Annotated in this window: 9 protein-coding genes; 2 read left to right on the forward strand and 7 right to left on the reverse strand. The window is 74.5% G+C overall.

Going from position 1 to position 13,685, the window contains the following annotated elements; translation table 11 throughout:
• The 3 genes from nrfD to fdh all read right to left on the reverse strand — a co-directional run.
• The coding region (nrfD, locus tag HF519_RS26450; RefSeq protein ID WP_246245226.1) for an NrfD/PsrC family molybdoenzyme membrane anchor subunit at positions 1 to 981 on the reverse strand (981 nt) is incomplete at its 3' end.
• Positions 978 to 1,916: a 4Fe-4S dicluster domain-containing protein gene (locus HF519_RS26455; protein WP_438826443.1), complete on the reverse strand. Its 939-nt coding sequence runs from the start codon at positions 1,914 to 1,916 to the stop codon at positions 978 to 980. The genes HF519_RS26455 and nrfD, both read right to left, overlap by 4 nt.
• Before the next feature lie 68 nt (positions 1,917 to 1,984).
• Positions 1,985 to 5,242, reverse strand: a complete 3,258-nt coding sequence (gene fdh, locus HF519_RS26460) for a formate dehydrogenase (RefSeq protein WP_169415711.1) — start codon at positions 5,240 to 5,242, stop codon at positions 1,985 to 1,987.
• A gap of 649 nt (positions 5,243 to 5,891) precedes the next feature.
• On the opposite strand from fdh, the gene HF519_RS26465 reads away from it, so the two are divergent.
• Complete coding sequence (locus tag HF519_RS26465; RefSeq protein ID WP_438826444.1) at positions 5,892 to 8,546, forward strand: ATP-dependent Clp protease ATP-binding subunit; 2,655 nt, start codon at positions 5,892 to 5,894, stop codon at positions 8,544 to 8,546.
• A 129-nt stretch (positions 8,547 to 8,675) separates the two neighbouring features.
• Here HF519_RS26465 and HF519_RS26470 read toward each other — a convergent pair whose 3' ends face one another.
• Positions 8,676 to 9,485, reverse strand: coding sequence for an MBL fold metallo-hydrolase (locus HF519_RS26470; protein WP_169415713.1), 810 nt, complete (start codon positions 9,483 to 9,485; stop codon positions 8,676 to 8,678).
• Positions 9,486 to 9,790: 305 nt separating this feature from the next.
• Here HF519_RS26470 and HF519_RS26475 point away from each other — a divergent pair, with 305 nt between their 5' ends.
• Positions 9,791 to 10,759 carry a glycosyltransferase family 9 protein gene (locus HF519_RS26475; protein ID WP_312860366.1) on the forward strand — a complete coding sequence of 323 codons (969 nt, stop codon included), beginning with the start codon at positions 9,791 to 9,793 and terminating at the stop codon, positions 10,757 to 10,759.
• Between the two features lie 33 nt (positions 10,760 to 10,792).
• Here HF519_RS26475 and HF519_RS26480 read toward each other — a convergent pair whose 3' ends face one another.
• The 3 genes from HF519_RS26480 to HF519_RS26490 all read right to left on the reverse strand — a co-directional run.
• Positions 10,793 to 12,013 carry a glycosyltransferase gene (locus tag HF519_RS26480; protein WP_169415714.1) on the reverse strand — a complete coding sequence of 407 codons (1,221 nt, stop codon included), beginning with the start codon at positions 12,011 to 12,013 and terminating at the stop codon, positions 10,793 to 10,795.
• A 4-nt stretch (positions 12,014 to 12,017) separates the two neighbouring features.
• Positions 12,018 to 13,064 (reverse strand): glycosyltransferase, encoded by a 1,047-nt coding sequence (locus tag HF519_RS26485; protein WP_169415715.1) that lies wholly within the window; start codon positions 13,062 to 13,064, stop codon positions 12,018 to 12,020.
• On the reverse strand, positions 13,061 to 13,685 hold a 625-nt coding region (locus HF519_RS26490), incomplete at its 5' end, for an HAD-IIIA family hydrolase (protein WP_246245228.1). The genes HF519_RS26485 and HF519_RS26490, both read right to left, overlap by 4 nt.

The following is a 13,685-nucleotide window of genomic DNA, read 5'->3' on the forward strand; positions in this document are numbered from 1 at the left end:
GGCGTGGGGTTCCCGCTCCGCCGGCCGTTCCCGCTCCGCCGGCCGTTCCCGCTCCGCCGGCCGTTCCCGCTGGGGCACGACGGTGTACTCCGGGTCGCGCGCCGAGGCCATCCCGGCCTCGTACACCCCGTAGCGGGTCGCCGCCGAACCGGCGTTGAGCAGAGCCGCCGACGCCCAGGAGAGCAGCCGGCCACGCCGGCCCCGGACCCGGCCCGACAGCGCGGCCCCCGCGGCACCAACCACCGTCGCAGCCTGCGCCGCACGCAGCACCACGCCCGCCCGGCCGGTCGTGTAGGCCCGGGCGGCGAGCCCGATCCGCCGTTCCAGCACCGCCGTCGCGGCGATCTCCAGCGCGGCCCCGGCGACCGCGACCCGGCGCGCCGGGCCGGCGTCACGGCCGGCCAGCAGGCCCACGCCGCCGCCGCTCGCCAGTGCGCTGCCGGCGAACACGAACGGAAGTTCCCGGTGCGCCTCGTGCCATGCCGGCACGGCCGTGTCGGCGAGGAGCACGGCGGTGTAGGTCGTCATCGCCGGGCCCAGCACGCCCGCCCCGGCCCCGGCCAGCCGGGCCAGCCCGGGGGCGATGCCGGTCAGCTCCGAGGCGGCGGACGCGCCGGCCAGTGTGCCGAACGGCGCGAGGATCCATGAGCCCACCGACAGCGGCGACGTCGGCTTGATGACCCGCATCATGTGGAGGAAGCGCTCCGGCCGGCCCAGATCGTGGATCAGCGCACCGACGCTGGCGGTCGCTCCGGTGGCCGCGGCGACCCGGCCGAGCCGGCGCAACTCCGGACGCCCGGTCGCGTCGCCCAGGGCGGCGAGCGTCGCCGTCACTCCGGCCATCCCGCCGAGGTACAGGTAGGCCGGGACGTCGGGCACCTTCCAGACGGGCGGCTTGATGATCGGCCGGCCGTAGTAGGTGCCGAACTCGGCCTTCTCCACCATCAGCCGCTCGCCGCGGCGTCCCATGGTCCGGGTCATCGGCGGGCTCCCAGGAAGGCGGCGGCAACGGTCCCGGCCACGGTCAGCGCGGCCGCGGCCGCGTGGCGCCACATGGACGGTAGGTCTCGGGTCGTGACCACCGGATCCGGCGGCAGGCCGTAGACCTCGGGTTCGTCGAGGAGCAGGAAGAACGCGCCGGCGCCCCCGACGCCGTCGTCCGGGTCGTGCCCGTAGAGCCGGGCCGCGGAGACCCCGGCGGCGTGCAGCGCGTCCACCCGCTGCGCCGCGCGGGCCCGCAACTCGTCGAGCGGACCGAACTGGATCGACTCGGTGGGGCACGCCGTCGCGCACGCCGGCATCAGCCCGGCCCCGAGCCGGTCCTGGCACATGGTGCACTTGAACGCCCGGCCGTCGCCCTTGCGCTGGTCGATCACCCCGTACGGGCAGGCCGGGATGCAGTAGCCGCACCCGTTGCAGATGTCGTCCTGAACCAGCACGGTCCCGTGCTCGGTGCGGATCAGGGCGCCGGTCGGGCAGACGTCCAGGCAGGCGGCGTGCGTGCAGTGCTTGCACACGTCCGAGGACATCAGCCAGCGGACCTCGGTGGCATCACCGGCGTCTCCGTCCGCGCCGGGCGGCCCGGACCCGGGCATGCCCAGGTCGACGCCCCGGGCGGTTCGCGCCGGGACCGTCTGCTCGATGAACGCGACGTGCCGGTAGGTGCTGGCGCCGAGCGCCCCGGTGTTGTCGTAGCTCATCCCGGTCAGGCCCAGCACGTCCCCGTCGGCCCCGGGTCCGGCCGGGTCGCCCGGGCCGGCCGGGCTGTCCACGGGTAGCGCGTTCCACTCCTTGCACGCCACCTCGCAGGCCTTGCACCCGATGCACACGCTGGTGTCGGTGAAGAAGCCGACGCGCGGCGGATGGCCGGCCGGGTAGCCCGCGTCGGCGGAGGGGTCGGCCAGCGGGCCGTACAGACTGTTGCCGCGCGGTCCCCTGGTGCGCCCGGTCAGTTCGGGCCGCTCGGTCAGCTCGGTCAGCTCGGTCACGGCGTCTCCTCCAGGCCGGCGCGGCGCCGGTAGGCGGCCAGGTACTCGACCAGGGCGGGCCCGCGCGGACGCCGCCCGGCCACGATGTCGCAGGTCGCGGCCTTGGTCTCCATGATGTGGACGTTGGGGTCGAGCGTGACGCCGAGCAGTTCGTTGGCCGCGTCGCCGGTACTCAGCCCGTTCGGCCCCCAGTGCCACGGGATGCCGATCTGGTGCACCGTCCGGCCCCCGGCGCGCAGCGGCGTGGCCCGTTCGGTGACCAGTACCCGGCCCTCGACGGCCGATCGCGCGGTGACCACGTGCGCCCAGGCACCGTGGTGCAGCCCGCGCTCGGCCGCCAGCTCCGGCGACACCTCCAGGAACATCGCCGGTTGGAGCTCGTTGAGGTAGCCCGACCAGCGGCTCATCCCGCCCGCGGTGTGCTGCTCGGTGACCCGGAACGTGGTGAACACGAAGGGGAACACCCCGGCGGCTGCGGTGTCCGGCTCCGGGTGCGATCGGTTGCCGGGGCGGTCGAACCGCCGGCGCGCCGGGTTGGCCCGCTGCTTCGGGTACAGCGCGTTGCCGACGGGGGACTCGTCGGGCTCGTAGTGGGCCGGCATCGGCCCGTCGGCCAGCCCTGCCGGCGCGAACAGCCAGGCCCGCCCGTCGGACTGCATGACGAAGGGCTCGGCTCCCCCGATCGCCGCCGCGGCCCGGGCGCCCTCCGGCGGAACGTAGTCCGGCGGCGTCGTCGCCGGGAAGTCCACGACGTCGCGGCCGGCCCATCGTCCGGCTTCGGCGTCCCACCACATGTAGGCCTTGCGTTCGCTCCACGGCCGGCCCTCGGGATCCGCCGAGGCTCGGTTGTAGAGGATCCGGCGGTTCATCGGCCAGGCCCAGCCCCATTCCGCCGCCACCAGGTCCTGCTCCGCCGCGGGCTTGCGCCGGGCGGACTGGTTGACCTCGTCGGCGTAGACCCCGGAGTAGATCCAGCAACCGCACGTGGTCGATCCGTCGGCCCGGAGCTCGGTGTAACCCGACAGCGCGCGGCCGTCCGGCCCGGTCCCGTTGATCTCGCGCAGCACCGACTCGGCGACCGGCTCGGCCCGGTCCCCGCTGCCGTGCAGGGGGTAGTCCCAGGTCAGGTCCTGCACCGGACGGTCCCGCGGATCGCTCGAGGCGGCGAGCTTGTCCTTGATCCGCCGGCCCAGCCGGTAGTAGAACCACAGGTCGCTGCGGCGGTCGCCGGTCGGCTCGATCGCCTTGTGCCGCCACTGCAGCAGCCGCTGGGTGTTGGTGAACGTGCCGTCCTTCTCGGTGTGTGCCGCGGCGGGCAGGAAGAACACCTCGGTGCCGATGTCCTCCGTGCGCAGCTCCCCGGTCTCGATCTCCGGGCCGTCCTTCCAGAACGTCGCGGTCTCGATCATGTTGAGGTCGCGCACGACCAGCCATTCGAGGTTGGCCAGGCCGAGCCGCTGCATCCGTGAGTTGGCCGTCCCGACCGCGGGGTTCTCCCCGATCACGAAGTAGCCCGGTGCCTTCCCCTCGATCTGGGCCATCACGGTGTGGAACGTGCTGTGGTCGCCGTCGAGCCGGGGCAGGTGGTCGAAGCAGAAGTCGTTCTCCTTCGTCGCCGCGTCGCCGAACCAGGCCTTCAGCAGGCTCACCACGTAGGCGTCCATGTCGCCCCAGAAGCCCTTGTCGCCCGCATTCGCCTCGACGAAGTCGGTCAGGTTCTGCTCGCGCTGGGCGTTGGGCATGGGGATGTAGCCCGGCAACAGGTCGTAGAGCGTCGGGATGTCGGTCGAGCCCTGGATGCTGGCGTGCCCGCGCAGCGCGAGGATCCCGCCGCCCGGGCGGCCGACGTTGCCCAGCAGCGACTGCAGGATCGAGGCCGTGCGGATGTACTGCACGCCGACCGTGTGGTGGGTCCAGCCCACCGCGTAGGCGAACGTGGTGGTGCGCTCCCGGCCGGAGTTGCGGACCAGCGCGTCGGCGACCCGGGCGAAGGTCTCCGGGGGGATGCCGCAGATCTCGTGCACCATCTCCGGCGTGTAGCGCGCGAAGTGCCGCTTGAGCACCTGGAAGACACACCGTGGGTTCTGCATGCTGTCGTCGCGGGTCGGGGTCCCGCGGAACGGCGCGCCACCCGACCCGGCCTGCTCCGCGTCAGCCGCCTCGTGCCCCCCGGGGCCACCCGCCTCGCTCGGCGGACCGGCGAGTTCGTCGCGCCGGCCCGCCGACGCCTCGACGTCGGCGCCCGCGTACTGCCAGCTGCGCACGTCGTAGCGGGCCGACTGCTCGTGGAAGCCGGAGAAGAGGCCGTCGAGGTCCTCGGTGTCCCGGAAGTCCTTCCGGACGATCATCGGGGCGTTCGTGTAGGCGCGCACGTACTCCTCGAAGTACGTCCCGGTGCTGAGCACGTGGTTGATCAGGCCGCCGAGGAACGCGATGTCCGTGCCGGCGCGGATCGGGACGTACAGGTCGGCCATCGCGCTCGTGCGGGTGAACCGCGGGTCGACGTGGATCACCGTGGCGCCGCGGCGCTTGGCCTCCATCACCCACTGGAAACCGACCGGGTGCGCCTCGGCCATGTTCGAGCCCTGGATGATGATGCAGTCCGCGTTGACCAGGTCCTGCTGGAAATTCGTCGCACCGCCGCGACCGAAGCTGGTCCCCAGACCGGGGACGGTGGAGCTGTGTCAAATTCGGGCCTGGTTCTCGATCTGGATGGCGCCGAGGGCGGTGTAGAGCTTCTTCATGAGGTAGTTCTCCTCGTTGTCGAGGGTCGCTCCTCCGAGGCTCGCGATGCCCATCGTGCGGTTCAGCCGCCGGCCCTTGTCGTCGACGTCCTGCCAGGTGGCGGCGCGGGTGGCCAGCACGCGGTCGGCGATCATGTCGACGGCCGTCTCGAGGTCCAGGTCCTCCCACCCGGTGCCGTGCGGGCGGCGGTAGCGGACCTTGTCGGCCCGCTGCGGCGAGGTGACCAGGCTCAGCGTCGACGAGCCCTTGGGGCACAGCCGGCCCCGGCTGATCGGTGAGTCGGGGTCGCCCTCGATGTGGGTGACCTCGCCGTTGCGGGTGAAGATCTGCTGCCCGCAGCCGACCGCGCAGAACGGGCAGACCGACTTCGTGACCCGGTCCGCCTGCGTGGTGCGGGCCTGCTTCGCGTCGGTCCGCGCCGACCGCGCGGCCACGCCCCGCCCCAGCGGATCGTCACCGGTCAGCTGCCGATAGACGGGCCAGCTCTCGATCCACTCCCGCGCTCCCACACCTCCCTCATGCCCCATAGGTCCCGCCGGCGAAACACCGGCGGTGCATCGGCTCCGGTCCGATGCGGAGCGGACGCTGCCGGCTCGTCACGGCCGGGTCGCGGGCCGGGTCACGGGGCACAGCCGGCTCACGCGCCCGGGCGCGGGCCCGGCCGGACCGGCAGGGAGCGGTCCTCGCCGGATCGGTACCCGCCTGCGGCCGGGCCAACCGCCCGTCCACGGTTTCGGACGCGGGCCAACGGGAACGCAGTTGAGCCTTTTCCCCGGCGGAAGGAAGACACCAATGACCGGCTTCTTCGGGCCGGGTGGCCCCGGCGCGCCGCCCGACGACGGCCACGGCTACGGACACGATCAGGAACAGGGTCAGAACCGCGGACAGGATCAGGGCGGCGACCAGGGTCAAGGCCGCGACCAGGGTGAGGGCGGGGGTCAGGGTTCCGGCGGCGGTCAGGGTTCCAGCGGCGGTCAGGGTTCCAGCGGCGGCCCGGGCTCCGGCGGCGGCCCGGGCTCCGGCGGCGGCCCGGGCTCCGGCGGCGGCCCGGGCTCCGGCGGCGGCCCGGGCTCCGGCGGCGGCCCGGGCTCCGGCGGCGGCCCGGGCTCCGGCGATCAGCACATCGGCTCGGTGCACCGGATCGACCTGACCCGGCTGATGAGCGCCGGCGCCCGCGAGCTGATGGCGACGGCGGCGCAGCAGGCGATGGAGCGCGGTGACGACGACCTCGACGCCCAGCACCTGCTGCTCGCGACCACCCGCCTCGAACCGACCCGGCAGTGGCTCGCCCGCGCCGGTGCGGACCCCGACGCGATCGCCCGGGTGCTCGAGGAACGGTTGCCCCGGGAGGACGCGCCGAGCGGACGGGCCCCGGTGCTCACCCCGGCCGCGAAGCGGGCGCTGCTGGACGGCCACCAGATCTCCCGCTCGCTCGGCTCGAGCTACATCGGGCCCGAGCACGTGCTCCTGGCACTCGCGGCCAACAACGAGTCGGAGGCCGGCCAGTTGCTGGCCCAGTCGCGGTTCTCCCCCACCTCGGCGGGGGCCTCGCGCCCGGCCGCGAGCACCAGCGGCACCAGCGGCACCAGCAGCAGCCCACCCGAGCAGTCGATGGTCAGCGCCACCCCGACGCTCGACCAGTACTCCCAGGACCTCACCGCCCTGGCCCGCATCGGGCAGCTCGACCCGGTGGTCGGCCGGGCCGACGAGATCGAGCAGACGATCGAGGTACTGTCGCGGCGGCGGAAGAACAACCCCGTGCTCATCGGGGAGGCCGGCGTCGGCAAGACCGCGGTCGTCGAGGGCATCGCCGAGCGGATCGTCGACGGCGACGTCCCCGACACGCTGCTCGGGCGCCGCGTCGTACAGCTCGACCTGTCCGGCGTGGTCGCCGGCACCCGCTACCGCGGGGACTTCGAGGAGCGGATGCGCCAGCTCATCGAGGAGATCCGCACGCACGGCAAGGAGCTCATCGTGTTCATCGACGAGCTGCACACCATGGTCGGAGCGGGCGGCGGCGGCGCAGGCGGCGGCGAGGGCGGCGGCACGATGGACGCCGGCAACCTGCTGAAGCCGGCGTTGTCCCGCGGTGAGCTGCACGTCATCGGCGCCACGACGTTCAACGAGTACCGCCGGCACATCGAGTCCGACGCCGCGCTGGCCCGCCGGTTCCAGTCGGTGCACGTCCCGGAGCCGAGCGTCGAGGACACCATCCAGATCCTGCGCGGGCTGCGGGACCGCTACGAGGCGCACCACCAGGTCCGCTACACGACGGGTGCGTTGCAGGCGGCCGCGGAGCTCTCCGACCGCTACATCACCGACCGGTTCCTGCCCGACAAGGCGATCGACCTCATCGACCAGGCCGGAGCGCGGGTGCGGCTGCGGACCCGCACGCCCTCGAGCGACCGGCGCGGGGCCGAGCGGCGGCTGCAGCAGCTGATGTACGAGAAGGACCAGGCGGTCGCCGACGAGCAGTACGAGCGGGCCAGCCAACTGCGCGACCAGATCGCCCGGGTGCGTTCGGAGCTCGAACGGATGGGCGCCGCCGGGGCCCAGGTGCCGAAGGTCGACGTCACCGACATCGCCGACGTCGTCTCCCGGTCCACCGGCATCCCGATCTCGCAACTCACCCAGGCCGAACGGGAGCGGCTGGTGCATCTGGAGGAGGAGCTGCACCGGCGGGTGGTCGGCCAGGACGACGCAGTGCACGCGGTGGCCGAGGCGATCCGCCGGGCCCGTGCCGGGCTGGGCGACCTGGACCGGCCGGTCGGCAGCTTCCTGTTCCTCGGCCCCACCGGCGTGGGCAAGACGGAGCTGGCCCGGGCGCTGGCCGTCACGCTGTTCGGCCACGAGGACCGGATGGTGCGCCTCGACATGAGCGAGTACAGCGAACGGCACACCGTGGCGCGGATGGTCGGGGCGCCGCCCGGGTACGTCGGCTACGGCGAGGCCGGCCAGCTCACCGAGTCGGTGCGCCGCCGGCCCTACTCCGTGCTGCTCCTCGACGAGATCGAGAAGGCACACCCGGACGTGTTCAACACCCTGCTGCAGGTGCTCGACGACGGGCGGCTCACCGACGGCCAGGGTCGCACCGTCGACTTCCGCAACACCGTGATCATCATGACCAGCAACGTGGGGTCGGAGCTGATCACCAACCGGGGTACCACGCTCGGCTTCGGCAGCACCGCCGAACGAAGCTCCACCGACGCCGAGTCCCGCGAGGAGGCCGTGCTGCGGGAGCGGCTGACGCCGCGGCTGCGCGAGGTGTTCCGGCCGGAGTTCCTCAACCGCATCGACGAGACGATCGTGTTCCGCCGTCTCGACCAGGAGCAGCTGGCCGAGATCACCGAGCTGCTGCTCGACGAGACCCGGGAGCGGCTCGCCGGGCAGGGCGTCCGGGTGGAGTTCACCCCGGACGCGGTCCGCTGGCTGGCCGAGCTCGGCTACCAGCCCGATTTCGGTGCCCGGCCGCTGCGCCGCACCATCCGCCGCGAGGTCGACAACCGGCTCGCCGACATGCTGCTGGCCGGCCGGGTCGGGCCGGGCAAGCGCGTCGTGATCGACGTGCGGGACGGGGTGCTGCAACTGGACGTCCAGGACGACCCCGAACCCCTCAGCGCGAAGTCCGCCGTCGACGACGAGGACAGCGGCACCGAGTGCGAACACGCCGGGGAAGGAGCGGTGACCGGCTGGTCCGGGGACGGCGGCGTGGAGGCCGGGCCGCAGCCCGGATCGGCTGGTCCCCCGCCCTCCGGCCGCCCGGGCGCGGCCGACGCCGAGTCCGGCGGGGCCGATCGGGCCTCCGTCGGCTGAGCGGCGGACCCTGGGAGGCAGTCTGCCCCGCCGACGATGGGGGCGTCGGCGAGGCAGGCCTCGTCTCCCCGTCGGACGAGCGGGAGCCACGGGGAGGGGTCGGGCGACCACCCGGGTGGGGCGGCAGGGCTACCCGGGAGCGGCCCCCTGAAACGACCCGAGCGGGACCGTCTGGCCACGGTGCACGAGACGCAGCCGGTCCCCCAGGCCGCGACGGTGCATCTCGTCGGTGAAATGCGACAGCGGCGAGCGGAAGACCCCGTAGTCGTCGTAGTGCACCGGCACCGTCGAGCCGGGCCGGATCAGCTGGACGAGGTCCGTGCCCTGCCGCCCGTCCATCGTCACCAGTATCCCCAGCAGCTTGGTGCCGCCGAGGTGCACGACCATCACGTCGATGTCGCCGAACCGTTCGCGCACGGCGTCGAGCTCCGGCACGCACAACGTGTCACCCGTGACGTAGACACGCAGAACCCGGCGCCCGCCGCGTTCCAGATCGAGGACGCCACCCATCACCGGCGGCAGTGCCCGGTGCACCCCGCGCGGCCCGTGCCGGCCCGGTACGGCGGTGATCCGCAGGCGCTCGTCCTCGCGGCTGATGCCCCAGTCCTGCCAGGTGGGCAGGCCGGCGACGGCCCGGAAGCCCCACCGGCGCAGTCGCCGCGCGGCGTGCTCGGTGGTGATGATCGGCAGCTCCCGGGGCAGCCGGTCGCGGGCCACCCGGTCGAAGTGGTCGCCGTGCAGGTGCGAGAGCAGCACGCCGTCGAGCGGCGGCAGGTCGTGCGGGCCCAGCGCAGGGTCGGTGCGGCGCTTGCTGGTCAGGCCGTAGCCGAGGTGGACGCGCTGTCCGCGGTGGATGAAGTTGGGGTCGGTGAGCAGGGTGAACCCGCCCAGCCGCAGCACGGTCGTCGCCGTGCCCACGAACGTCAGCGATCCGGTCATGGCCTCGGACGTACCCGCCCCGCGACGGCTCATGCCGCCCGGCTCGTCGCGGCGAGCCGGGCCGCGGCGAGCGCGACGCGTGCGGCCGCGGCCTGATCGGGCCCGTCGGCCGCGCTGACGTGCCTACGAGCGCGGGTGCGAAGGACTTCGGGGAGCGGCGATCCGGCACGGGGGTTCCTCGTCGGACGGCGGTGGGACGCCGGGCCGGATACCCGCGACGACAGCGGTCAACCACGCGCGGCGCAGGCCGAACGCGGGCAGGGCGGCCAGCGGTTACCGGGTCCCGCGGTGGGTAACCGGCGGCCGTGCAACGGCCCGGGTCCAGCGCCGTGCTGGCGCTGCGCACACTGCATCTCGGCGACCTGCTGGTGGCCGTTCCCACCCTCCGCGCGCTGCGCCGGGCCCATCCCGGATACCGGATGGTGCTCGCCGCGCCCCGCTCGCTGGCCCCGGTGGCCGCGCTGACCGGCGCGGTCGACGAACTGTTGCCGACAACCTCACCGGCGGACCTGCGCTGGTGCCGGCCGGTGCAGCCGACGGTCGCGGTGAACCTGCACGGGTACGGCCCGGAGGGCTACCGGGCTCTGGACGCGGCGGTGGTGCCGCGGCGCCGCATCGGGTTCCGGGCCCCGGGCTGGGACGGGCCGGAGTGGGCGACCGTCGCCGCCCGGTGCGCCCACGAACGGGAACGCTGGTGCGCCCTGCTCAAGGGGTACGGCATCCCGGCCGAGCCCGACGATCTGGTGCTGGACCCGCCCCCGCGGCTGGGCCGGATGTCCGTCCGACCGGTACTCGTGCACCCGGGGGCCCGGCGCTGCGCGAAGCGCTGGCCGGTGGAGCGCTTCGCCGAGGTCGTCGCAGCGCTGGACCGCGACGGTCACGCGGTCGCCGTGATCGGGTCGGCCGTCGAGCGCCCGCTGGCGCTGGCGGTGGCCGAGGCGGCCGGCCTCCCGGAACGCCAGGTGCTGGCAGGACGGACCGGGTTGCGGCAGCTGTGCGCGCTGGTCGCCGGAGCCGGCCTGGTCATCAGCGGGGACACCGGGACCGCCCACCTCGCGTCGGCGTTCCGGACGCCGTCGGTACTGCTGTTCGGGCCGACCGACCCGGCCCAGTGGGGCCCGCCTGCCGGTGGCCCGCACGTGGTGCTGACCGACCCCGCCGCGCGCCGCGGCGACCCGTTCGCCGAGGATCCGGACCCCGCGCTGCTGGCCGTGCAGGTGGCGGACGTGCTGAGCGCGGTGTCGCGGCTGTGCCCGGTGCTGCGACCGGTGTGATCCCGGCACGGGCACACCGGTCCGGGGGTCGGGTCAGCGGCCGATCCGGACGGCCGGTTCCGCCTGCTGCTGGGCCCGTGCGGCGAGCACCTGCTCGTAGACGTCCGCGGTGGCACCGGCGACCCGGTCCCACCCGTAGCGGGCCACGACCCGGGTCCGGCCGGCGGCGCCGAACGCCTGGCGCATCGCCGGGGAGGCCAGCAACCGGCGCAGCGTCGCGGCCAGTACGTCCGGGCGCCGCGGCGGCACATGCAGGCCGGTCACCTGATCGACCACCGTGTCGTTCATCCCGCCGACGGCGGTCGCGACCACCGGCCGGCCGCACGCCATGGCCTCCAGCGGCACCAAGCCGAACGGCTCGTACCACGCCGGGCACACGACCGTGTCGGCGGAGCGCAGCAGTGCCGGCACATCCGGGCGGCGCACCGCGCCGAGGAACCGGACCCGGTCGGTGACCCCGGCCACGGAGGCCCGGACACGCAGCCGGTCGGCGTCGGTGTCGCCGTCGAGATCACCGGCCCCGCCCCCGATGACCAGCTCGGCCCCGGGCACCCGGCGCAGGGCGTCGATCACCTCGTCGACGCCCTTGCGCCGCACGAGTCGCCCGAGCACGACCAGCCGCGGCCCCTCCCCCGGTTCGAAGACCGTGCCGGCCGGCAGGAACGCCTCGGTGTCCACACCGCTCGGGATCACCGCGACCCGGCGCCGGGGGGCCCCGAGGCGGGCCAGCTCGAACAGCTCGTCCCCACAGGTCGCCACCACCCGGTCGGCGCCGCGTGCGATCGCCCGCTCGGCGAGCACCCGGCCGTCCGGGCTGGTGTCGGCGTCGCCCTCGTGCCGCCGTGTGACGTGGCCCAGCACGTGGAAGGTCTGCACCACCGGGATGCGCAGCGGCCGCGCCGAGGCGAGCGCGGCCAGCCCGGACATCCAGTAATGGGCGTGCACCACGTCGGGCGGATCCGCGGTCCAGGCCCGCCGCAGCGCCTCCGCGAGGTCCGGCAGGTGCGGGACCATCTGGTCGCGACGGATGGGGGCCGGAGGCCCGGCGGTGGCGTGCCGGACCGTGACCCCGGGTGCCATGCGGACGGAGTCCGGCTGCCACTCGGCGTCCCGCCGCGTCCATACCGTCACCTCGTGACCGGACTCCGCCAGGGCCATGGCGAGTTCGCCGACATGCACGATCTGGCCGCCGGCATCCGGCCCGCCGGGGGCCGCGAGCGGACTGGCGTGTTCCGACACCATCGCGATCCGCATGGCGTCACCTCCTCGGTTCGACGGCGGGCCGCACGACCCGCAGATGGGTGGCCCGGCGCCGGATGTCGCGCGGACGCCGGCGCCGGTGATCGGCAGTGGCCTGATGGAGCACCGCGTCCCAGTCGCGGAGGAATCGGGGCAGCCCGTAGCGGCGCACCGCGTGGGCGCGGGCGACGGCGCCGTGGGCCCGGGCCCGCGCCGGATCGGCGACGAGCTCGCGCAGCGCGTCGGCGAGCCGCTCCGGGTCGGTCGCACTCACCCCCGCCTCCGGTGGTACCGCGGCGGCGGCCCCGGACGTCGCGAGCGCGACCACCGGCAGGCCCAGCTGCATGGCCTCGATCAGCGCGAGCCCGAGCGAGCTCCAGCGCATGGGATGCAGGTAGACGCGCCGGCGAGCGAGCTCGTCGTGCATGCGCGATTGCGGCAGGTCGCCCCGGCCCTGGATCCGGGTCGCCGCGCCCAGGCGCATCCCGAGCCCCTCGGTGCCCCGGCCGAACACGTCGAGCGGGGCCCCGCGGGCCAGTCCGGGCAACAGATCGGTACCGGCGGTCCGGCTGTGCCGCATCGGCTCGTTGACCACCGTCGCGGCAGCGGGCAGCTCGCCGGTGTAGCGCCGGCCGGGGTCGAGGATGCCGTGCTCGACGACGGCGGTGCGGGTCCGGCCGGAGTCCCACATCAACGCGTTGAACGGGCTGATGTGTACCAACGTCATGTCGTCCCGATCCGTCATCGGATGCCGTGAGGTCGCGGCGGCCTCGTGTGGCACGTCGTGTTCGACGTAGACGGCCGCGACCTCGCGCCCCGGGGTCCGGCGCAGCCAGCGGTCGGCGAGTGCGATCTCCTCCGGGCGCTGCAGCACCACGATGTCGACGTCGGTGTCGGCCAGCCGCTCGGGCTGCACGTCGACGGCGTGGGCCGGCCATGTGCACGCCGACGGCCGGCCGGAGCCCCACGGCCCGCGGCCGGGCACCGTGGGTAACAGGTAGCGGTGCGGGCCCTGGACGAATGCGGAGGTCCAGGAGCCGTGCAGGTGCCACAGCAGGACGTTCACGTGACCCCCAGCACGAGGCGCACGGCCGCGAGCAGATCCGGGCTCACCACGGCGGCGGCCTGCACCTCGTCCCGCCGGGTCCCGGGAGTCGGCACCAGTACCCCGGTCGCGCCCGCCGCCGCGGCGGCGGCCATGTCGGCGCCGAGGTCACCGATCACCACGACGCGCGCCGGCGGCACCCCGAGCTCCGCGGCCGCCGACAGCACCATCCCGGGGCGCGGCGTGCGGCATTCGCACCCGCTGGCCACCGCGTGCGGGCAGATGCGCCACAACGAGAACGGGCCGAGCAGCTCCTCGACGCGCTGGTTCACCGCGTGGGCGTCCGCCTCGTCGATCAGCCCGTGCGCGATACCCGGCTGGGTCGTGGTGACCCCGACGGCGACACCCGCCTCCCGTAACAGCTCCAGGGCCCGGCGGGCCGCCGGCATCGGGCGCACCTGCGCCGGATCGGTGCAGTACGGCCCGCCGTCGACCAGAGTGCCGTCACGGTCGAACAGCACGACCTGGGGTAGCTCCGCCCCCGGCGAGTCCGGATCGAACGGGACCGGACCGGGCGGAACGGGCCGGGGCGGCGCGGGTTCCGGCGGGACGGGCTCGGGTTCCTCGGGATCGGGGTCGGGG

The sequence above is a fragment of the Pseudonocardia bannensis genome, assembly GCF_012911875.1.
Taxonomy (GTDB): domain Bacteria; phylum Actinomycetota; class Actinomycetes; order Mycobacteriales; family Pseudonocardiaceae; genus Pseudonocardia; species Pseudonocardia bannensis.